14 protein-coding genes are annotated in these 21463 nt (G+C 68.3%); 9 read left to right on the top strand and 5 right to left on the bottom strand.

The features are described from left to right. Window positions 1-3: 3 nt before the first annotated feature. Window positions 4-1302 carry a DUF4192 domain-containing protein gene (locus AC2JAJ_RS20060; protein ID WP_486414768.1) on the top strand — a complete coding sequence of 433 codons (1299 nt, stop codon included), beginning with the start codon at window positions 4-6 and terminating at the stop codon, window positions 1300-1302. Between the two features lie 344 nt (window positions 1303-1646). Beyond that, complete coding sequence (locus AC2JAJ_RS20055) at window positions 1647-2969, top strand: RNA polymerase sigma factor (RefSeq protein ID WP_221387538.1); 1323 nt, start codon at window positions 1647-1649, stop codon at window positions 2967-2969. A 196-nt stretch (window positions 2970-3165) separates the two neighbouring features. Here the strand turns inward: AC2JAJ_RS20055 and AC2JAJ_RS20050 are convergent, their stop codons facing one another. Further along, window positions 3166-3387: a DUF7455 domain-containing protein gene (locus AC2JAJ_RS20050; protein WP_013600696.1), complete on the bottom strand. Its 222-nt coding sequence runs from the start codon at window positions 3385-3387 to the stop codon at window positions 3166-3168. A 258-nt stretch (window positions 3388-3645) separates the two neighbouring features. Between AC2JAJ_RS20050 and AC2JAJ_RS20045 the strand changes: the two genes are divergently transcribed. Further along, window positions 3646-5754 carry a DNA gyrase/topoisomerase IV subunit B gene (locus AC2JAJ_RS20045; RefSeq protein WP_486414769.1) on the top strand — a complete coding sequence of 703 codons (2109 nt, stop codon included), beginning with the start codon at window positions 3646-3648 and terminating at the stop codon, window positions 5752-5754. 102 nt (window positions 5755-5856) lie between these two features. Here AC2JAJ_RS20045 and AC2JAJ_RS20040 read toward each other — a convergent pair whose 3' ends face one another. Continuing rightward, window positions 5857-6849, bottom strand: coding sequence for a M56 family metallopeptidase (locus tag AC2JAJ_RS20040; protein WP_486414770.1), 993 nt, complete (start codon window positions 6847-6849; stop codon window positions 5857-5859). Between the two features lie 6 nt (window positions 6850-6855). Further along, window positions 6856-7239: a BlaI/MecI/CopY family transcriptional regulator gene (locus AC2JAJ_RS20035; RefSeq protein ID WP_221387541.1), complete on the bottom strand. Its 384-nt coding sequence runs from the start codon at window positions 7237-7239 to the stop codon at window positions 6856-6858. A gap of 263 nt (window positions 7240-7502) precedes the next feature. Here AC2JAJ_RS20035 and AC2JAJ_RS20030 point away from each other — a divergent pair, with 263 nt between their 5' ends. From AC2JAJ_RS20030 to cydD, 3 genes are read left to right on the top strand one after another with little or no spacing between them, the layout of a single operon-like run. Next, the gene (locus tag AC2JAJ_RS20030; RefSeq protein ID WP_486414771.1) at window positions 7503-9101 is read left to right on the top strand and encodes a cytochrome ubiquinol oxidase subunit I; all 1599 of its coding nucleotides are present in this window, start codon (window positions 7503-7505) and stop codon (window positions 9099-9101) included. A 15-nt stretch (window positions 9102-9116) separates the two neighbouring features. Further along, window positions 9117-10166: a cytochrome d ubiquinol oxidase subunit II gene (cydB, locus tag AC2JAJ_RS20025; RefSeq protein ID WP_486414772.1), complete on the top strand. Its 1050-nt coding sequence runs from the start codon at window positions 9117-9119 to the stop codon at window positions 10164-10166. A gap of 1 nt (window position 10167) precedes the next feature. After that, complete coding sequence (gene cydD / locus AC2JAJ_RS20020) at window positions 10168-13680, top strand: thiol reductant ABC exporter subunit CydD (RefSeq protein WP_501053277.1); 3513 nt, start codon at window positions 10168-10170, stop codon at window positions 13678-13680. A 40-nt stretch (window positions 13681-13720) separates the two neighbouring features. Here cydD and AC2JAJ_RS20015 read toward each other — a convergent pair whose 3' ends face one another. Then, entirely contained in the window at window positions 13721-14239 is a 519-nt protein-coding gene (locus AC2JAJ_RS20015) for a DinB family protein (protein ID WP_221387545.1), read from the bottom strand. Between the two features lie 121 nt (window positions 14240-14360). On the opposite strand from AC2JAJ_RS20015, the gene AC2JAJ_RS20010 reads away from it, so the two are divergent. Then, window positions 14361-15341, top strand: coding sequence for an ABC transporter ATP-binding protein (locus AC2JAJ_RS20010; protein WP_486414773.1), 981 nt, complete (start codon window positions 14361-14363; stop codon window positions 15339-15341). Continuing rightward, window positions 15331-16131: a DUF2705 family protein gene (locus tag AC2JAJ_RS20005; RefSeq protein WP_486414774.1), complete on the top strand. Its 801-nt coding sequence runs from the start codon at window positions 15331-15333 to the stop codon at window positions 16129-16131. The genes AC2JAJ_RS20010 and AC2JAJ_RS20005 overlap by 11 nt, the downstream gene beginning before the upstream one ends. A 16-nt stretch (window positions 16132-16147) precedes the next feature. Here the strand turns inward: AC2JAJ_RS20005 and AC2JAJ_RS20000 are convergent, their stop codons facing one another. Next, a complete protein-coding gene (locus tag AC2JAJ_RS20000; protein WP_221387548.1) occupies window positions 16148-18664 on the bottom strand; it encodes a DNA gyrase/topoisomerase IV subunit A in 2517 nt (838 codons plus the stop codon). A 75-nt stretch (window positions 18665-18739) separates the two neighbouring features. Here AC2JAJ_RS20000 and AC2JAJ_RS19995 point away from each other — a divergent pair, with 75 nt between their 5' ends. After that, window positions 18740-21424: a GNAT family N-acetyltransferase gene (locus AC2JAJ_RS19995; RefSeq protein WP_501053276.1), complete on the top strand. Its 2685-nt coding sequence runs from the start codon at window positions 18740-18742 to the stop codon at window positions 21422-21424. Window positions 21425-21463 lie beyond the last annotated feature (39 nt).

Here is a 21463-nt window from a genome sequence, read left to right as displayed (position 1 = left end):
GCCATGACAGCTCCTGAACGATTGACAGTCCGTGGGCCGGAGGACATTCTCGGCTTTATTCCCCACACGCTGGGCTACTGGCCGGAGTCCAGCCTGGTGGCCATGACCCTGCACGGGACCAGGCTCGGGGCAACCCTCCGACTTGACCTTCCCGGGCCGGCGGTGCGGGCCGACCCCCGGGCCTTTGCCCGGGCCGTCCGGCGCTACCTTGAGTCCGACCAGGACGCGGACGGTTCACTGCTGGTGCTCTTCGCCGGCGACCCCACGGCTGTGCCGTCCGGATACCAGCCGCTGTTGTCGCAGGTGCGGTCTGTCCTGGACCAGGCCGGGATGCCCGTGCGGGACGCCTGGTGCGTCGGTGACGAATATTGGCGAGACGCCTTCTGCACCGACCCGTCCTGCTGCCCTTTTCCCGGCCGGCCCGTGCAGCAGATCCGTGACAGCACGCTGAATACAGAGATGGTGTACCGGGGCAGCAGCGTTGGTCCGGCGCCGCGGCCCGGCCGTGCCCCCGCCCCTGCCGTTCCGGCCCTCCACCGCGCAGCCGTCCTTGAGGCCGAGACGGCGTGGGCGGAGGAGCTCGCCGGCCGGACAGCCGACAGGGCGCAGTTCAGCGCCGTGCTGGACTGCTGGGAAAGCCTGCTGGGGATGCCCGGATCCGAACCCTGGTTGCCGGAGGTGGAACGCGACGCGTTCCTGCGGGCCACGCTGCTCTTCACTGTGTGGCGGGACGCGGTCCTGATCATGGCGGCAGCGGGCAGGCGCACGGCCGAGGCCGGTGCCGAACAGTTCGGCGTGCTGGACGGCGGGGCGGGCGCTGCCGGAAACGGACCAGGCGAGCTGCCGCCCGTGCTTCCGCCTGCACTGGCGGCAGAACGTCCCGCCGGCGGGCCACTGCGAACCATCCCGTCCAACAGGACAGTGGGCCGGCGCGGGGAAAGCCGTCTCGGGGTCACGGCCGGCGCCGCTACCCCCGGATACGGGGAGGTCCTGATGGGCGTGGCCCCGCAATCTCCCCACTGGAGCGGCCTTGACCGCCTGGACCGGATCTTCGAACAGCTCTCAGCACTGGGCGGGCAGCCGGGAGCGGCTGCCTTCACCGGCCGGGGCTGGATTGCCTGGTGCCGCGGCCGGGGCTCGTACGCGGCCGCGTATTTGGGCCAGGCCCTCGACATCGATCCGGACTACCGGCTTGCAGGCCTGCTGCTGGAACTGGTGGGCCGCGGCGGCATCTGCGGCTGGGCGGGGAAGAAGGACGCTGCCTGGCAGAAGTTCGGGGACGAGCCGGCGCCGCCAATGTGAGGGTGGAGGGACGGGAGCGTGGAAGGGAACCTTGGAGGGAAGGGAATCGTGGGGCGAAGCTAAGCAGCGCATCTCCACAGGCGCGGACGGCGGTGCAGTAACGCATGGCGGCAGGGGAGGCCGGATCCGGGCAAATCATGAGACAATGGATGCCGAGACCCGGTTGGGTCCGTGTATCGGGTGTTTGTAATGTGCCCCGGATGGGAACATTACAGCCGCGCCGGCAGTTGTCTTAAGTGACTCTGACGGCCGTGGTGGCGCTTGGTTTTCACCACGGACTTGACAGGGTCATAGTGGTGTTGCCCGTATGGTGATTCCACAGACCACCGCTAGAAAGGTTTTCTGTGACCCCGTCTTCCACGAAGAAGGATTCCGCCGCCCAGGACGTCTTGTCCCCTGAGGAGAAGCAGGCCGCGACCAACGCCAAGCGGGCAGCTACGCGGGCAGCCAACAAGGCTTCGGCCGGTGATGCTGCAGCGGACGGCAAGCGCGAGCCCAAGAAGCGCGGGCCCAAGCCCGGTGCCAAGGCTGCAGCAGAAGCTGCGGGAAAGTCCGCTGCCGGTGACGTTGACGCGGATGACGCAACCGACGTCGAAGAGGAATTTGACGAGACTGCCCTCGAAGGACCGGACGCGGTCGAGGACACTGACGCCGACGAGGAACCCGCAAAGGCTGCTGCCGGTTCCGGCAAGGGCTTCGTCTACTCGGACGCCGACGATGACGACGCCCCCGTCCAGCAGGTCATGTCTGCCGGTGCCACGGCCGACCCCGTCAAGGACTACCTGAAGCAGATCGGTAAGGTTGCACTGCTCAACGCCGAGCAGGAGGTGGACCTTGCGCTCCGGATCGAGGCCGGTCTGTTCGCCGAGGAAAAGATCGCTGCTGACGACGGCTCCATGGACCCGAAGTACAAGCGTGAACTCGAATTCATCATCCACGACGGCAAGCGCGCCAAGAACCACCTCCTGGAGGCGAACCTCCGCCTGGTGGTCTCGCTGGCCAAGCGCTACACCGGCCGCGGCATGCTGTTCCTGGACCTGATCCAGGAAGGCAACCTTGGCCTCATCCGCGCCGTGGAGAAGTTCGACTACACCAAGGGCTTCAAGTTCTCCACCTACGCCACCTGGTGGATCCGGCAGGCCATTACCCGCGCCATGGCCGACCAGGCCCGCACCATCCGTATTCCGGTGCACATGGTCGAGGTCATCAACAAGCTGGCACGCGTCCAGCGGCAGATGCTGCAGGACCTGGGCCGCGAACCCACTCCCGAAGAGCTGGCGCTGGAACTGGACATGACCCCGGAAAAGGTCGTCGAGGTCCAGAAGTACGGCCGCGAACCCATCTCGCTCCACACCCCGCTCGGTGAGGACGGCGATTCCGAATTCGGCGACCTGATCGAGGACTCCGAAGCAGTGGTACCGGCCGACGCCGTGAGCTTCACCCTGCTGCAGGAGCAGCTGCACTCCGTGCTGGACACCCTGTCCGAACGCGAGGCCGGGGTAGTTGCCATGCGCTTTGGCCTGACCGACGGACAGCCGAAGACTTTAGACGAAATCGGCAAGGTCTACGGCGTCACGCGCGAACGCATCCGCCAGATCGAATCGAAGACCATGTCCAAGCTCCGCCACCCCTCGCGGTCGCAGGTGCTCCGGGACTACCTGGACTAATCCCGCGTCCGGAGAGGGCCGCTCCGTTTCCATCCAGCACGGATGGAAACGGAGCGGCCCTCTCCCGTTAACAGGTGGGTCCGGTTCACACGCGGGCCCGAACCGCAAGCAGCCTCAACGGAAATCGGCTTAAACGCCGGTGGGACCCCTCCGTTATGGAGGGGTCCCACCGGGTTCGTTGCTACCGATGACTCATCTAGTCGATCTCAACGGCAGCTTTCTCGTGAAGCTTTCCCGTTTCGTCGTGCCAGTCCGAGCTCAACGGCTTGAGCGTTGCCTCGACTGCACGGGCGTGGTGGCCGCAGAACAGCAGCTCACCGCCGGAGGACTCGAGTACAACCCGGACATACGCCTGAGCTCCGCAACGGTCGCACCGGTCCAGTGCGTTGAGTGTGCGATCTGCCACTGCTGTTGTCATATCGGCCTCCTTAGTAGATCTGTACATCTATATAACCAGCATTCGTATCCAAACCAGCGCAAGGATGGGGCAAGTTCGCTGTCCGCGTATCCACAAGGTTCGGTCAAGAATGGCCCTTGGCAGCACCGCCACGAAAGCTGGTGGCGCGCTGCACACCCGCTTCCGGGTGTGGCAGACGGGCGTGCCGTGCGCGTCCGACTACCCTAGAAGGAGCGGTTTTAGCTCCCGCTTCCACGTCCTCGAAGGAGTTCATCACCAGTGGCACCAAGCTCTGAGTACACTGCCCGGCACCTCTCCGTGCTGGAGGGCCTCGAAGCCGTCCGCAAGCGGCCGGGCATGTACATCGGCTCAACCGACTCGCGCGGCCTCATGCACTGCCTCTGGGAAATCATCGACAACTCCGTGGATGAGGCCCTGGCCGGCTTCGGCCACGACATCCGGATCATCCTCCACGCGGACAACTCCGTGGAAATCCACGACGACGGCCGCGGCATTCCCATCGACAAGGAACCCAAGACCGGGCTCACCGGCGTCGAGGTGGTCTTTACCAAGCTGCACGCCGGCGGAAAGTTCGGCGGCGGTTCCTACACCGCCTCCGGAGGCCTGCACGGCGTCGGAGCCTCCGTGGTGAACGCCCTGTCCTCCCGTCTGGACGTCGAGGTGGACCGCGGCGGCAAGACGTACCGGATGTCCTTCCGCCGGGGCGAGCCCGGCAGGTTCAAGGACACCGGATCGCGCCTGGACCCGTCCGCCCCTTTCAGCCCGTTCGTCGAGGACTCCGTCCTGGATGTCGTGGGCAAAGCCAAGCGGGGCGTCACAGGCACCCGCATCCGGTACTGGGCCGACCGGCAGATCTTCACCCCGGACGCCAAGTTCTCCTATGACGACCTCGTGGCCCGTGCCCGGCAGACTTCCTTCCTGGTGCCCGGCCTCAAACTCACCGTGCGGGATGAGCGCAAGTTCCCGGGGACCCCCGGTGAGGCCGGGCCGCACGAGGAGGTCTTCCACCACGACGGCGGTATCTCCGAATTCGTCGATTTCCTGGCGGCCGATCCTGCCGTCACGGACGTCTGGCGGCTGCACGGTTCGGGCAAGTTCAAGGAGACTGTCCCCGTCCTGGACGAGCGCGGGCACAGCCAGTTGGCCGAGGTCGAGCGCGACTGCGAAGTGGACGTGGCCCTGCGCTGGGGGATCGGCTACGACAGCACCGTCCGCAGCTTCGTCAACATCATCTCCACCCCCAAGGGCGGCACCCACCAGTCCGGCTTCGAGCAGGCCCTGGTCAAGACGTTCCGCAAGGCAGTGGAAAACAACGCCCGCAAGCTCAAGGCCGGGAACGACAAAATCGAGAAGGACGACATCTTCGCCGGCCTCACTGCGGTCCTCACCGTCCGGCTCGCCGAGCCGCAGTTCGAGGGCCAGACCAAGGAGATCCTGGGCACCTCCGCAGTCCGCGCGATCGTGGCCAAAGTGGTGGAGCGGGAAATAACGGCCAAGCTCAGTTCGTCCAACAAGAACGACAAAGCCCAGACGGCGCTGCTCCTGGAAAAAATCGTCAGCGAGATGAAGTCGCGCATCTCGGCCCGTGTCCACAAGGAAACCCAGCGCCGGAAGAACGCCCTGGAAACTTCCTCGATGCCCACCAAGCTGGCTGACTGCCGCACGGACGACGTCGGACGTTCCGAACTGTTCATCGTGGAAGGCGACTCGGCGCTCGGAACCGCGAAGCTCGCCCGGTCCTCGGACTTCCAGGCCCTGCTGCCCATCCGCGGCAAGATCCTCAACGTCCAGAAGGCTTCGGTGGGGGACATGCTCTCCAACGCGGAGTGCGCGGCCCTCATCCAGGTGGTGGGCGCCGGGTCCGGCCGCAGCTTCGACATCAGTGCCGCGCGGTACGGCAAGGTCATCCTCATGACCGACGCCGACGTGGACGGAGCGCACATCCGTACCCTGCTGCTGACGCTTTTCTTCCGGTACATGCGGCCCATGATCCTCGAGGGCCGGGTGTTCGCCGCGGTACCGCCCCTGCACCGGGTGGAAGTCATCAATGCGGGCCAAAAGGCCAATGAGATGATCTACACCTACTCGGAGTCCGAACTCCATGTGCTCCTTGCCCGCCTGGCCAAGGAGGGCAAACGGTACAAGGAACCCATCCAGCGCTACAAGGGCCTGGGCGAGATGGATGCAGAGCAGCTGGCCGAGACCACCATGGATCCGCGGCACCGCACGCTGCGGAAGGTGGGAATCGAAAACGCCCAGCAGGCGGAGGAGATCTTCGACCTGCTGATGGGTTCGGACGTGTCGCCGCGCAAGGACTTCATCATCGCCGGAGCATCCAGCCTGGACCGGGAGCGGATCGACGCCTGACGGGCTTCGGGGCCAGGACGGCGGGTTTGTCGGAGCCGGGATGCCGGCAAGCCCAGCCACCGGCATGAAGCACGACGACGGCAGTTCAGCCGGGCATGCAGTTCAGCCGAGCAGCCCGGGAACCACCAGCAGGGCAGTGGGAAGCGCCAGCAGCAGGGCCGAGCATGCCAGCACGAGACCACGGGCGGCGGCAGGGAGCTGCGGCTGGGGTGACAGCAGGCGGCTGACCCGGGACGCGGTGGTACGGACCGCGTCCGCACCGGGGCCGCCCGGGCCGGTTTCCAGGCTCGACAACGCGAGGCCAGGCGGGGCGGGCCGGAGTTCACCTGCTGCCGGGCTTCCGGCCGATCCGCTGGCGACGATGGCGATGGCCTTGATGAGTGTGGCCTTGCTTTCGGTCTTCAAAGCGACGTCATCGGCCAACATTTCGATCAGCGAGTTGACGGACTCCTGCGCCAGCCGGGTGGTGGGAAGCCACGGGAGGGCCTGCCGCCAGGCCGCGAAGGCCCAGAGGAGCAGGTGATGCCGCTGGCTGAGGTGGGCATTTTCGTGGCTGATGACGGCGCGCAGCTCGGCCGGCTCAAGGGCTGCCATCAGCCCGTCGGACAGGACGGTCACGGAGCGGGCGCCGCCGGGGAGGCAATAGGCGACAGGGGAGTCGTGGCTGATGACCAGTGTTCCCGCGTCCTGCCCGGACGGCGAAGCCAGCAGGGTCAGCAGTTCGCGGTGCCGCCGCCGCTGCCGCTGGATCTTGTAGTAGGTCAGCAGCAGGGTAAAAACGAGGTGCGCCGTGAGCAGGGCCGCGGCGGACAGCGCAAAGATGTGCCAGAACCCCAGCGCGGTGGTGGGCGCGTTGAAGAGAACCATGCCCGCCAGCGCCCGGAGTCCGGCGATCAGGTTGTCGCCGACCGGTTCCAGGCCATAGACCAGCATGGCACCGATCATGGACAGCCCACCGGCGAGTGCGATTGCCTGCCACAGGAGCATAGCCGTGAACGGCGAGCGCGCAGGCCATTGCGCCTTCGACAGGAGGATCGGCACCGGCCAGGCCAGGATTATTGCAAGGACCGCCAGCAGGTATGAGGCCCAGAACATGGTCCGCTACGCGTGGCCAAGCAGCTTGCGCAGTGTTTCAGCTTCACCTTCGGAGACGGACCCAATAAACCGCGCCAGCACCGCTTCACGGTCCGGTGCGGAACCCAGGACCTCGTGCATCAGTTCGGCGGTGTGGTCCGCACGGCTGGACACTGCTTGGTACCGGTGCGGGCGGGTGCCGCGTTCGCGTTCCACCAGGCCCTTCTTTTCCAGCCGTGAGAGCACCGTGAGTACGGTGGTGACGGCCAGTTCCTTGCCCTCATGGCCAGGGCCGCCCTGCGCCGCCGACGTCCGGGCCAGCTGGTCCCTCAGGGTATTGGCCGTAGCCGCTTCCTGGCCCGCCCAGAGCAGGTCCATCACTGCCCGTTCCAGTTCACCAAGACTAGCCATAGCACTTTTCCTTTGTATCCCCGCACCGGCCGCCCTTCAGCGTCCGATGACTTCACGCGGTTGTTCAACTACAGAACTAAATTTACCCGGAAACCGCCCCACTTTCTACACCGGGTAGAACATCTGGCGTGCCGCGCCCGTCCGCGCCATCCTTGGAAGGGGGCACTTCCGGTTTTACCGCCGCCAGACATGTTCTACACTTTGTAGAAGTTAGAGTTCTACAGAACGTAGAAGAACTGCATTGCCTAACAGTAGGGACTGCCTTGGACGCCTTGGAAATCGCACGCTGGCAATTCGGCATCACCACCGTCTACCACTTCATGATGGTGCCGCTGACCATTGGACTCGGCCTGGTGGTCGCCGTCATCCAGACCGCCTGGTACCGCACCGGCAAGCCCGAGTACCTCCGCATGACGAAGTTCTGGGGAAAGCTGTTCCTCATCAACTTCATCATGGGCGTGGCCACCGGCATCGTCCAGGAGTTCCAGTTCGGGATGGCGTGGAGCGAGTACAGCCGCTTCGTGGGTGACGTCTTCGGCGCCCCGCTGGCACTTGAGGCCCTGCTGGCGTTCTTCGTCGAATCCACGTTCCTGGGCCTGTGGATCTTCGGCTGGAAGCAGCTCAAGCCCGCCATCCACCTCGCCTGCCTGTGGGTGGCGGTCATTGGGTCGGCGCTCTCCGCCTACTTCATCATCGTGGCGAACAGCTGGATGCAGCACCCGGTAGGGGTGGAAATGATCAACGGCCGGCCGGTGATGACCGACGCCTGGGCCGTCTTCACCAACAACACCGCCCTGGTGGCCGTCCCTCACACCCTGTTCGGCGCCCTCGCCGTGGCCGGCGGTTTCCTGCTGGGCATCGCCTGGTACCACCTGTGGCGGAGGCGGCACGACGGCGTGGACACGGTGGGTTCCGACGGCCGGGTGGTCCCCGGCGAAGACGCCCGCATCCCGGGCCGTGACCGCGCCGACCACAATGTGTGGATCCGCTCCCTGCGGATCGGCGCAGTGGTGGCCATGATCTCGTTCGCCGGCACCGCCGTCACCGGCGACCTCCAGGGCAAGCTGATGTTCCAGCAACAGCCCATGAAGATGGCCGCCGCGGAAGCCGCCTGCCATGACGGCACCGGCTTCTCCATCCTGAGCGTGGGCAACGTGGGCTCGAAGAACTGCGACGACGTCGTGGCAGTGATCGAAGTCCCCGGCATCCTCTCCTTCCTGGCCAAGGGCGATTTCACCACCGAGGTCAAGGGCGTCAACAGCCTGCTGCCCGAGTACAAGGCGAACTACGGAACCCACCTGCCGGACAACCCGATCTACGGCGAGCGCGCGGGCCAGGAAATCCAGTACGTACCCGTCATGGAAGTCACCTACTGGGGATTCCGGATGATGATCGGCTTCGGCGGCCTCGCCGCCCTCGCGGCACTGGTGGCCCTCTGGGTCACCCGCAAGGGGACGGTGCCGGAATCGCGCTGGCTGATGCGGCTGGCAGTCTTTGGCATCCTGGCGCCCTTCGGCGCCAACGCCGCCGGGTGGATCTTCACCGAGATGGGCCGCCAGCCCTTCGTGGTGGCCCCCAACCCCGATCCCAGCGGCATCGACCAGGTATTCATGTTCACCGCCGCTGCCGTGTCACCGGGCGTCTCGGCAGGGGAGCTGATTGCCTCCCTGGTGGCCCTGACCGCCGTCTACGCCGTCCTCCTGGTGGTGGAAGTGAAACTGCTGGTCAAGTACATCCGCGGCGGCGTGGTTTCCGCGATGCCCGAGCTCGGCCACGCACCCGCGGACGAAAACGAGGACCAGACGCCCGGCGGCACCGGGGGAGCCAAACCGGCCGACGACGTCCTGGCCTTCGCCTACTAGCAGAGGAAACGAATAATGGAACTGCTTCCCACCATATGGTTCATCGCCATCGCAGTGCTGTGGACCGGCTACCTCTTCCTGGAGGGCTTCGACCTGGGCGTCGGGATGCTGATGAAGGCCTTCGCCCGCAACAACACCGAACGCCGGGTGCTCCTGAACACCATTGGGCCGGTCTGGGACGGCAACGAGGTGTGGCTCCTGACCGCGGGCGGCGCCACTTTCGCCGCCTTCCCGCTCTGGTACGCCTCGCTGTTTTCGGCCCTGTACCTGCCGCTGCTGGTGGTGCTGCTCGCCCTGATCTTCCGCGCGGTCGCGTTCGAATACCGGGGCAAGGTGGACACCGACAGCTGGCGCAACCGCTGGGACTGGGCCATCGCGCTGGGCTCGCTCTTTGCGGCCTTCGGCGTGGGCGCCGCCCTGGCGCTGACCACCACAGGGCTGCCCCTGGACGCGAACGGTGACCGAGAGGGCGGTCCGCTGGCCTGGTTCAGCGGCTATGCAGTGCTGGGCGGGCTCGCCGTGGTGGGCTTCTCCCTGCTGCATGCCCTGGCCTTCCTCGCCCTCAAGACCGATGGTGAAGTCCGCCACCGCGCCCGGCAGTGGTTCGTCCGCCTCCTGCCGGTCCTGCTCCTGCCCATCGCGGCCTGGGCCCTCGCCATCCAGTTCATGGACGGCAAGCCCTGGACGTGGGCCGCCGTCGTCCTGGCCGTGGCGGCCGCTGCCACCGCATGGCTGCTGGCCCGCAACGGTTCCGAAGGCCGCGCGTTCCTGGCCCTGGGCGCGTTCCTGGTCCTGGGCACCGCCTCCATCTTCGGCGCCGTGTTCCCGGTGGTGCTGCCCTCCACCGTGGACAGCGCCTTCGACCTCACCGTCTCCAACGCGTCCTCCTCGGACTACACGCTGGGGCTGATGAGCGTGGTCGCGGCCTTCGGCCTGCCGCTGGTGATCGCCTACCAGGCCTGGACCTACTGGGTCTTCCGCCGCCGGGTCAGCGCCGCCTCCATTCCCGAGGCACACAGCTTCCTCCCGGCGATCGCCGCCAGGGCCTTCACCACCAAGGGCTGACGTGCGGCCCACCTTCCCCTCCGGTCCCGCAACCCGTTCGGCCCTCTACTGGCTGGGGCTCCTGGCAACGCTCAAGGCGCTGTCCCTGGTCCTCATCGGCCAGGCAGTCGCCTCCATCCTCGCCGGGCTCGTTGCCGGGAACCCGGACTGGGGAGGGCAGCTGGCGGCCGGATCCGCCGGCGTCGTCCTGCGTTCGCTGACCGTCTGGGGCCAGGCCGTGGCGGCGCGCCGGGCAGCCCTGGGCGTCAAGGAGGAGCTCCGCGCCGGACTGCTGGAACACGCCTTGCGGACCGGTGTACGCACCGCCGGTCCTGCCGACGGCGGCCTGGCGGTCCTGGCCACCAGGGGGCTCGATGCCCTGGACAGCTACTACACGCAGTTCCTGCCCGCCCTGGTCAACTGCGCCGCCGTCCCGCTGCTCCTCGGCGCGCGGATCCTCTTCGCAGACTGGGTGAGCGCCGTCGTCATCGTGCTGACCCTTCCGCTGATCCCCGTGTTCATGGTGCTGATCGGCCGGTACACGGAGGACAGCGTGCGCCAGGCGCAGGCCTCCCTGGCCAGGCTCTCCGCGCACATGCTCGAACTCGCCAAAGGCCTGCCGGTCCTCGTTGGTCTGGGCCGCGCCACAGCCCAGCGCAAGGCCCTGGAGGAGATCTCCGAGGAATACCGCACCCGCACCATGGGCACCCTCCGCACGGCTTTCCTGTCCGCCCTTGCCCTGGAACTCATCGCCACCATCTCCGTGGCGGTGGTGGCGGTGTTCATCGGCGTCCGCCTGGTCCACGGCGACATGCCGCTGGAAGCAGGCCTGCTGGCCCTGCTCCTGGCACCTGACTGCTACCTTCCGCTGCGGGAGCTGGGCACAGCCCACCATGCCAGCGACGACGGCCGTGCAGCGCTCGCGGAAACCACCGCCGTGACAGGGGGAGGCGCGCAGGCCCCGCTGCCCGCCGCCAAGGCGGGCAGGCCGGCGGCTCCGCTTGAGGTCAACGCGCTGACGGTGCGCTTCGGCGCACGGTCCGGTGCCGCCGTCGGACCGCTCACCTTCGCCGCGCCACAGGGAAGGATCACGGCACTGGACGGCCCCAGCGGCGCGGGCAAGAGCACAGTCCTGGGCGTGCTCGCCGGAACGGTCGGCACCGGCGGCGGGACCAGCATGACGGGATCCATCCGCAACCTGGACCGCCACGCGGTGGCCTGGGTGCCGCAGCATCCCGTCATGGTGGCGGACACGGTCCTGGACGAAGTCCTGCTGTACCTCACACCCGACTCCGGACGCGTCACCGGCAGGTCAGCCGTGGAAGCGGCGGAGCGCTGCCTGGCCCGCGCGGGAGCCGGCCACCTGGCCGGGAAACACCAGTCGGAACTGAGCCCCGGCGAACTGCGCCGCGTGGCGCTGGCCCGCGGACTCGCCAGGATCGAAACAGGTGCCACCCTCCTGCTGCTCGACGAACCCACCGCGCACCTCGACGATGCCTCCGCCGCCACTGTCGAGGACGCAATCCGGAGGCTCCGCGGGCAGGCCACCGTCATCCTGGTGGCACACAACGACCGCACCCGGCACCTTGCCGACCACCTGGTGCCGGTCATTCCGGCCGGAACGCCGGAGCCGCTGCCCGCGGACTCGGAAGACCGCGCGGGCGGACCCGGCGCGGCGCTGCCCGCGCAGCCTCCGGCAGCCGCGGCACTCCAGGAAGTCCCGGACGAAAGGGGCGAAACCGGCGCAGGCCCCGGCCCCGGCAGCCCGACACCGGAGCCGGCCGCGGCCTCGTCCGGTGCGGCCCGGCTTCTCGCTGCCATCCTGGCGCCCGTGCGGGGCAAATTCGCTGCCGCTGCCCTCGTCGGCATCCTGGCGGCCGTCTTCGCCGTCGCGCTTTCCGGTCTGTCCGGCTGGCTGATCATCCGGGCCAGCGAACAGCCGCCCATCCTCTACCTCCTGACGGCGATCGTGGGGGTCCGGTTCTTCGGCATCGGACGGGCCGTCTTCCGCTACTGGGAGCGGCTCCTGCTGCACGACGCCGTCTTCGCCGCCCTCACCAGGCTGCGGGGCCGGCTCTGGGAATCGCTGAGCCGGCGCGCGCTGTCGCTGCGGCGGCTCCTGCAGGGCGGCAATGTCCTGGGCACCGTGATTGACGACGTCGACACCATCCGCGACCTCCTGCCGCGCGTCATCCTTCCGCCAGTCACCGCGCTGGCGGTGACGGTTCTTGCCCTGGCCGCCACCGGCATCCTTGTGCCGGCCGCGCTTCCCGCCGTAGCCGCGGCAGCTGCCGGCGGACTGCTGCTGGCGCCGGCGGCCGCCCTGTGGGGGGACCGCAGGTCCGCAGCGCGCGAACAGGCCCTGCGCTCCGGCGTCCTGCGGCGCGCCGCGGCGGCCCTCGACGCGCGGGCTGAGCTGCACGCCAACGGCGTGGCCGCCCGGGTGCTCGAGGACCTGAGGGCGGAAGACCGGAGAGCCACCCGCGCGTCCCAGCGTTCGGCCTGGGCTGACGGCCTGGGCCACGCCATTGCCACCGCCGGCTGCGGGGCGGCGGCACTTGCCGCCGCGTGGCTGGCCGCCCCCGACGTCCTGGCAGCACGACTTGCACCTGCGACGGCGGCCGTGGTTGTCCTCCTGCTCCTTGCGCTGGTGGAACCGTATGCGGCCATGACGACGGCGGCACGCCAGTTCCCGGCCCTGCGTACCGTGGTGCGGCGGGTGGGCGGATCCGGCGCGCTCGACGGCGGGGCGCACCTGCCCTCCCAGGGTGGTGGCAGCGCCCCGGGCCTGCAGCCGGTTCCGGCCAGGAACGGCCAGAAACCCGGAGTCGAGCTGGGAGGCCTCGCCGCGGCATGGCCCGGCGGCGCCCCGGTCTTCTCGGGCCTGGATGCCGTCGCGGAACCGGGGCGCTGGCTGGCGGTCACCGGCCCGTCGGGCTCGGGAAAATCAACTCTGCTCTCGGTCCTGCTCGGCTTCCTCCCCGCCGCAGCCGGTGCCGCACGGGTCACCGGCAAGGCGGCCTGGTGCCCGCAGGAGGCGCACCTTTTCGACTCGACCATCCGGGGCAACCTGCTGCTGGGACGGCCCGGCCGGGACGGCACTGCCCCCAATGAACCCGTGCCCAATGAACCCGTGCCCACGGAACCTGCGCCCAACGAAGCTGCCGGCGGACAGGACAGTGCACTGCAAGCGGTGCTCGCCGCCGTCGGACTGGCAGGGCTGGTACGCCGGCTGCCCGCCGGCCTCGATACCCGGATCGGCCCCGGCGGCGCCTTCCTCAGCGGCGGCGAGCGCACGCGGCTGGCCGTGGCACGGACCCTGATGACCGGGGCTCCGGTCATCCTGCTGGATGAGCCCACGGCGCACTTGGATGCGGAGTCCGCCGCGGCCATGCTCGCTGACCTTCGCGCCGGACTCCGGGACCGCACGGTGGTGCTGGTCACGCACAACCCCGCCGACATCCACCCCGACGACGCGCGGCTGGACTTAGCAGGCTCAGGGCGGCCGGCCGGATCGCTGGCCGGGTCCCGCTAGGAACCCGCGGCCCCGCTAGGAACCCGGCGGTCCGGCGGCGCTACCCGTCGACGTCGTGGAGGTGGTGGACAACGTCGTGCAGGAAGTAGCGGGACAGGGTCAGGACGGTGAATTCGGAGCCGTTGCTGCGCAGGCCCTTCCGCGGCCAGTCCTCTTCCCGGACGGCAGCGAAGGACTCGGCGGCCTGGTGTCCTTCGGCAGTGAGTTCGGCGCTCACCACGGCGGGGTCGGCGTTGGCGTAGTCCTTTTCCACGGCCGTCCGGTCCTGGTCCCAGTCCTCGAACCGCGCGTCATCGGATGCCAGCATGAGGTTCAGCCGCTGGTCGAACAGGGTGAAGACGTCCCGGACATGGCAGGCATACTCCAGTGCGGACCAGGTGCTGTCGTCGGGACGCTCCGCCACGTCCGGCCGGCGCAGGACTGCCCGCCACCGGGGGAGTAGGCTCAGGATGGTTCCGGGGACCGTCGACGGCGTCACGGTTGAGGCGTCGAAGGAGCATTCCGGGCAGGTGCGGGACAGGACCCAGGTCCAGTCCTTCTCATCGGGGACGATAGGCATGAGAGCAGTCTAGGCGGGATGCGCCCGCGCCGTGCGCAGCAGTCCCGCCAGAGTCCAACGCCTCCCGCCGCAGGCCAAAGGACTCTGGAGCGGCGTGCAGGCCGCGCATAGCCTTGGCTCCATGAGCGGGGAAGACATGGTGCAGACCGCCGGACTGACGAAGCGTTTTGGCCGGACAACAGCGCTCGACGGCGTCAGCCTCGCCATCGGGCCGGGCGAAGTATTCGGATACCTGGGACCGAACGGGGCAGGCAAGACCACCACCATCCGGCTCCTGATGGGCCTGCTGCGGCCCACCTCCGGCACAGCGTACGTGCTGGGGCTGGACGCGTGGCGGCAGTCGCGCGAAGTCCACCGGGTCGTGGGGTACGTGCCCGGGGAGCCAGCGCTCTATGACCGGCTGACCGGCCGCCAGCACATTGCGTACTGCGCCCACCTGCGGCACCGGGACGACAGCGAATTGGCAACCCGGACCGCCGCGCGGCTCGAACTGGACCTGGACCGGCCGGCCCGCACGCTGTCGCGGGGCAACCGGCAAAAGCTTGCAGTGGTCCTTGCGGTGATGTCCCGGCCGCGGCTGCTGGTGCTGGACGAACCAACCAGCGGCATCGACCCGCTGGTTCAGCAGGTCTTCCACGCCATCCTGCGGGAACACACGGCGGCCGGCGGCTCAGCGCTGTTTTCCTCCCATGTCCTTGGCGAGGTGGAGCGCGTGGCCGACCGGATTGGTGTGGTCCGTGCGGGAAAACTGGTGGCGGTGGAGCGGCTCCAGGAACTGGCTGCCCGGTCCCTGCACCAGGTGCGGGCCCGGTTCGCCGAAGAGGTGTCCGCGGCCGAGTTCGCGGGGGTGCCCGGCGTGCGGGACGTGCGGGTGGACGGCCGGTCGCTGGCCTGCAGCGCCCCGCAGGCAGCCCTTGACGCGCTGCTGAAGCGGGTCAGTGCCCGTCAGGTGGAGGATTTCGAGTGCTCCGAAGCACCGCTGGAGGAAACGTTCCTGGGGTACTACGGGATGGACACGGCCGGGACAGGCAGGCCCGGGACGGAGACGGCCGGGACAGGCAGGCCCGGCGGGGTGGAAGCGGAGGCTGGGCATGCTCGCTAACGTTCTGCTTAAGACGCTCCGGGACCAGGGCAGGACGCTGCTGGCCTGGTCCGTCTCCCTGGCGCTCATCGTGGCCACCTATGCGGCGATCTGGCCCTCGGTCCAGTCCCAGCCGTCGATGAGCGACTTCATCGACCAGATGCCGGAGGCCTTCCGCTCCCTGTTCGCAACCTCCAGCGCTGACATGTCAACCCCCACCGGGTACATCCAGGTTGAACTGCTCTCCTTCATGGGGCCGATTGCCGTGCTGATCTACTCAATCAGTGCCGGTGCGGGTGCCATCGGAGGGGAGGAGGACCGGCACACCATGGACCTGCTGCTGTCCAACCCGGTCAGCCGGGGCAGGGTGGTGCTGGACAAGTTCGCCGCAATGGTCCTGGGCACGTTCCTGCTGGCCGCCGTGATGGGGGTGTCCCTGGTGCTTGAAGGCAGCATGGTGGACATGGTCCTTCCCACCGACAAAGTGGCGGCCGCCATGTTGCACCTTGCCCTGCTCGGCGTCGTGTTCGGCTCCCTTGCCCTGGCACTGTCGGCGGGCACCGGGCACACGGGTCTCAGCCGGGGAGTGCCTGCCGTGCTGGCGGTGCTCGCGTACATCGTCAACGCCCTGGCGCCGCTGGTGGATGTCTTTGACCGGATCCAGAAGGTGTCCCCGTTCTTCCAGTACATCGCCCACGACCCGCTGAGGCAGGGCACGGCGTGGGACAGCGTGTTGGTGTCTGCCGGTACGGCCGCGGTGCTGCTGGCGCTCGCCGTCCTGGGTTTCCGTCGGCGGGACGTGGCGGGCTAGCGCCGTCTGCCCGGCTTTAGCCTTCCGCAGCTGCTTCGTCCGCCCATGCCATGGACGGACCCACGGCCTCCACGGCCTGGGACAGCGGGACGCCCGAGCCGTCACGCCGGCCGTGTTCCTGCGGCAGCGACCGGGCCACCCCGGCAGCTGAGGAGGCTTTTGCCGGTCCGTGCCCGGCCCAGGCCAGCAGCAGCACGTCCTCGCCTTTCAGGAAACGGTGCGACCGCACTCCGGCGGTGGCGCGCCCCTTGACCGGGTACTCCGCGAAGGCGGTCACCTTCGCCGTGCCCGGGGCGGTGCCGGGAAGGGCGCCGTTGCTGCCGGCGATGGTCACGACGACGGCGGCCTCGTCCTTGGGCTGGACAGCGCCGAAGAAGATCACCTGGTCACCGGCGGCCAGTTTGATGCCGGCCATGCCCCCTGCCGTCCGCCCCTGCGGCCGGACGTTGCCTGCGGGAAACTTCAGCAGCTGCGCCTGCCGGGTGAGGAACACCAGGTCGGCGTCGTCCGCGGCTGCCGGTGCCACGCCCACCACGAAGTCCTTGTCCTTGAGCGTGATCACTTCCCAGTCCTCGCGGTTCAGCGGGTAGTCCGGCTGGACGCGTTTCACCACGCCCTGCGCGGTGCCGATGGCCAGGACCTCGTCCAGGCGCACGAACGCGACCAGCGACTCACCCTTCACCAGGGTCAGGAACTCCTTGGCCGGAACACCGCCGGCCAGGTTGGGCAGCCCTGCCACGGGCTCAAGCACCGGCATGTCCATGACCTGCAGCCGGAGCATGCGGCCCAGCGAAGTGACCGCAGCGATTTCGCCGCGGGCCGAGGTCTTCACCACGGATGTGTACACGTCGTGCTTGCTCCGGGGCCCCGCCTCGGTCAAGGGTTCCTGGTTGGTGGTGCGGGCCACCTGCCCGGATGCGGTGAGGATCGCCCAGCAGGGGTCGTCCGCAATCTCCAGCGACAGCGGCGCAGCCTTGCCCTTCCTGCCGTTGGCCCCGGAAAGTTCGGCGGCCACGGTGGGGGAGACGGCCTCGGATTCCAAAAGGACGGTGCGGCGCGGGGTGCCATGTTCCTCGGCGATGGCGCCGAGTTCATCGGAGACCACGGTGCGGAGCAGCTCCTCGGAGTTCAGGATCGCCTCGAGGTCGGCGATCTCGCGGCGCAGCTCGTCCTGCTCCTTCTCCAGCTCGATCCGGGAATATTTGGTGAGCTGGCGCAGGCGCAGTTCCAGGATGTAGTTGGCCTGGATTTCGGTGAGGTCGTAGATGGACATGAGCCGCTCGCGGGCCGCGGCGGCCTCGTCCGAGGACCGGATGATCTGGATGACCTCGTCGATGTCCACGATGGCGATGAGGAGACCCTCCACCAGGTGCAGGCGGTCCTTCTTCTTCCCGAGACGGAAGACGGTCCGGCGGCGGACCACGTTGATGCGGTGGTTGACGTAGACGCGCAATAGGTCCACCAGGCCCAGCGTCTGCGGCTGGCCGTCCACCAGGGTGACGTTGTTGATGCCGAAGGAGTCCTCCATCGGCGTGTACCGGTAGAGCTGCTGCAGGACCGCGTTGGGGTTGAAACCGTTCTTGAGCTCGATCACCAGCCGCAGCCCGTGCTTGCGGTCCGTCAGGTCGACGATGTCGCTGATGCCGGTCAGTTTCTTGGCGTTGACGGCGTCCTTGATCTTCTCGATCACCTTTTCCGGGCCCACCATGTACGGCAGTTCGGTGACCACCAGGCCGGTGCGGCGCGCGGAAAGCTGTTCGATCTCCACCTTGGCGCGGGTCTTGAAGGAGCCGCGGCCGGTGGCGTAGGCGTCCCGGATGCCGTCCAGGCCCACGATCCGGCCGCCGCTGGGCAGGTCCGGGCCGGGGACGAACCGCATCAGGTCATCCAGCGAGGCATCGGGGTTGGCGATCAGGTGCCGCGCCGCCGAGATGACCTCCACCAGGTTGTGCGGGGCCATGTTGGTGGCCATGCCGACGGCGATGCCGGTGGCGCCGTTGACCAGCAGGTTGGGGAAGGCGGCGGGAAGGACGTCCGGCTGGGTGAGCTGGTTGTCGTAGTTGGGGACGAAGTCCACCACGTCTTCGTCGAGGTGGTTGGTGAGCGTGAGGGCGGCCGCCGCCAGCCGGGCCTCGGTGTAGCGCGGTGCTGCCGGGCCGTCGTCGAGCGAACCGAAGTTGCCGTGCCCGTCAATCAGCGGCAGGCGCAGGGAGAAGTCCTGCGCCATGCGCACCATGGCGTCGTAGATGGCGGCGTCACCGTGCGGGTGCAGCTTGCCCATCACCTCGCCCACCACGCGCGCGCTCTTGACGTGGCCGCGGTCCGGGCGCAGGCCCATGTCGCTCATCATGTAGAGGATCCGGCGCTGTACCGGCTTCAACCCGTCCCGGGCGTCCGGAAGGGCGCGGGAGTAGATCACCGAGTACGCGTACTCCAGGAAGGAGCCCTGCATTTCGGACGTGACATCGATATCGACGATGTTTTCGGTGTAGTTGTCGTCGGCGATCGGGGCTGGGCTTTGGCGGCGGGCCATGGGGCTGGTAAATCCTTCTGGGGTTACTGCGCAGCCTGCGGGCGTGCTGCGATAGTTTTTGGCTAGGCTAAGCCTATGGTGGATCAGCCCGGGGACGGCGAATATCCGGAACATTGGGAAGCCGATGTCGTCCTGCGGGACGGCGGGACAGCGCACCTGCGTCCCATCCACCCCTCGGACGCCGACGCCGTCCAGGCCTTCCACACCGGGCAGTCGCAGGACTCAATCTACATGCGCTTCTTCGCGTTCAAGGCCAGGCTGTCCGCCAAGGAGCTCAAGCGCTTCACCGAGGTGGACTACAAGGACAGGGTGGCATTCGTCATCACCATCCACGGCGAAATCATCGGGATCGGGCGCTACGACCGGCTTGCCGATCCCACCCAGGCGGAGGTGGCGTTCAACATCGCGGACGCCCACCAGGGGAGGGGCATCGGTTCCATCCTGCTGGAGCACCTTGCCGCCGCCGCCCACGAAAACGGCATCCGCAAGTTCACCGCCGAAGTGCTGCCCGAGAACCGCAAGATGCTGATGGTCTTCTCGGACGCCGGCTACGACGTCAAACGCCACTTCGACGACGGCGTCGTCAGCCTGGAGTTCAACATCGACCCCACCGAGAAATCGCGTGCGGTGATGGAATCCCGCGAGCACCGCGCGGAGGCGAGGAGCGTCCGGGACCTGCTGGCGCCGTCGTCCGTTGCCGTGATCGGAGCCAGCCGCAAGTGGGGCACCGTGGGGTACCAGCTGCTGGAACACATCATTGAAGGCGGCTTCCACGGGCCCGTCTACGCCATCAACCCCGAAGCGCTGGAACTGGCCGGCATGATGTCCTACGGCAAGCTGTCCGAAGTTCCCGAGCCCGTCCAGCTGGCCATCATCGCGGTGCCGTACGAGGAAGTCAGCGGCGTGGTGGCCGAATGTGCCGCCGCCGGCGTCAAAGGCGTGGTGATCGCCTCGGCAGGCTTCGCGGACGACGGCGAACGCGGCCTCCTGCGGCAGCGCGCCCTGGTGCGCCAGGCCCGGGCGAACGGGATGCGGGTCATCGGTCCGGCGTCCCTGGGCATCGTCAACACACACCCCGACGTGTCCTTGAACGCGTCCATGGCCCCCTCCCTCCCGCTGCGCGGGGGACTGGGCCTGTTCAGCCAGTCCGCCGCGATCGGCGTCGCACTTTATGCCGCCTCCAGCCGGCGCCGGCTGGGCTTGTCCACCCTCCTCTCGGCAGGCAACCGGGCGGACGTCTCGGGCAACGACATGATGCAGTACTGGGAGGACGACGCCGATACCTCCGCGGTGGGCCTTTACCTGGAGTCGGTGGGCAACCCGCGCAAATTTTCGCGCATCGCCCGGCGCCTGGCCCGCACCAAGCCGGTCATCGTGGCCAAGTCCGACACCATGGGCCTGCGCCTGCCGCCGGGGCACGCCGTGCGCACCACGCAGGCGCCGGCCGGAGCGCTGGATGCGATGCTCCGCCAGTCCGGGGTGATCCGCGTTGAAACCGTGGAACAGCTCGTGGACGTGGCGCAGGTCGTGTCGGGCCAGCCGCTTCCCCGGGGAGCGGACGTGGCCATCCTCAGCAACTCGCCGGCGCTGGGCAGCGTCGTCGCGGACAGCGCCTCGGCGCACGGGCTGGGCGTGGCGCAGGTGGTCGCAGGCCTCGACCTCGACGCCGGCCAGTCGGTGGCGCTGCCCGCCCTGCGGACCGCCCTGTTGGAGGCCCTGGCCCCGGACACTGTGCACGCAGCCGTTGCCGCCCTGCTGCCGGGGCGCGGGCTCGCCCCCGAAGCGATAGCCGCGGTGCTTGCGGAATGCTCGGCAGCGGCGGGCAAACCCGTGCTAGCCGTCTTTACCGGCATCCTTGACCCCGCCGTCAACGTGGAGGGGATGGTCGGTATCGGGGACTGCACCCTGCCCTGTTACTCCAACCCCGGAGCCGCGGTGGCCGCGCTCGCCGCAGTGGTCCGGTACGCCGAGTGGGCGGCCCGCGACCAGGGGCACTTCGTCGAACCCGCCGGCTGCGACCCCCGGCAGGCCGGCGCCCTGCTCGAAACACTCCTGGCAGACGTCAGGGGCGAACAGCTCAAACAGCTGGACCCTGCCGCGGCGGCCACGCTCCTGGGCCACTACGGCATTTCCGTCCTGCCGTCAGTGGGCTTCACAACGCCGGAAGAGGCGGTGGAGGCGGCCGAGGGCCTGGGCTGGCCCGTCGTCCTGAAGACCACCGAGCCGGCCTTGCGGCACCGGCTGGACCTGGGCGGCGTGCGCCTTGGCATTGAGGACGCGGAATCGCTGCGCCAGAACGTGCTGCAGATGCGCCGCGCGCTCGCCGCCTACGGCGACCCGGCGTTGGAGGTCCAGGCCATGGCGCCGGTGGGGCAGGCATGCACCTTCCGCGCCATCGAGGACCCCCTGCTGGGTCCGGTCATTTCATTCGGCCTGGCCGGGGACGCCGTCAACCTCCTGGACGACTGGGCGCACCGGGTGCCGCCGCTCTCTGCAGCGGATGTGCACGACTTCATCCGGTCCCCGCGCGCCTCCCGGAAGCTGTTTGGCTACCAGGGCCTGCCGGCAGTGGACGTTGCCGCCCTGGAGGACCTCGCCGGCAGGCTGGCGTGGATGAAGGACAACCATCCCGAAATCGCCCTGGTGGAGTTCAACCCCGTCCTTGTCGGGACCTCAGGCGCCACGATCCTCGCCGCGGATGTCCGCATAGGCAACGCCGCCCAGCGCACGGACAGCGCGCGGCGGGCCATGCTGGGCTGACGCGGTTCGCAAGTTGGCCCGGCGATCTGTGAAAATAGG

The organism is Arthrobacter sp. MOO21 (genome assembly GCF_057369995.2).
The sequence above is the reverse complement of the archived record's forward strand: the minus strand, read 5'-3'. Positions and strand labels throughout refer to the sequence as shown.

Coding starts and splice junctions, on each gene's coding strand:
- AC2JAJ_RS20060 (WP_486414768.1), top strand. CDS start 4: ATGACAGCTCCTGAACGATTGACAGTCCGTGGGCCGGAGGACATTCTC.
- AC2JAJ_RS20050 (WP_013600696.1), bottom strand. CDS start 3,387: ATGACAACAGCAGTGGCAGATCGCACACTCAACGCACTGGACCGGTGC.
- AC2JAJ_RS20040 (WP_486414770.1), bottom strand. CDS start 6,849: ATGTTCTGGGCCTCATACCTGCTGGCGGTCCTTGCAATAATCCTGGCC.
- AC2JAJ_RS20035 (WP_221387541.1), bottom strand. CDS start 7,239: ATGGCTAGTCTTGGTGAACTGGAACGGGCAGTGATGGACCTGCTCTGG.
- cydB (WP_486414772.1), top strand. CDS start 9,117: ATGGAACTGCTTCCCACCATATGGTTCATCGCCATCGCAGTGCTGTGG.
- AC2JAJ_RS20015 (WP_221387545.1), bottom strand. CDS start 14,239: ATGCCTATCGTCCCCGATGAGAAGGACTGGACCTGGGTCCTGTCCCGC.
- AC2JAJ_RS20010 (WP_486414773.1), top strand. CDS start 14,361: ATGAGCGGGGAAGACATGGTGCAGACCGCCGGACTGACGAAGCGTTTT.
- AC2JAJ_RS20005 (WP_486414774.1), top strand. CDS start 15,331: ATGCTCGCTAACGTTCTGCTTAAGACGCTCCGGGACCAGGGCAGGACG.
- AC2JAJ_RS20000 (WP_221387548.1), bottom strand. CDS start 18,664: ATGGCCCGCCGCCAAAGCCCAGCCCCGATCGCCGACGACAACTACACC.
- AC2JAJ_RS19995 (WP_501053276.1), top strand. CDS start 18,740: ATGGTGGATCAGCCCGGGGACGGCGAATATCCGGAACATTGGGAAGCC.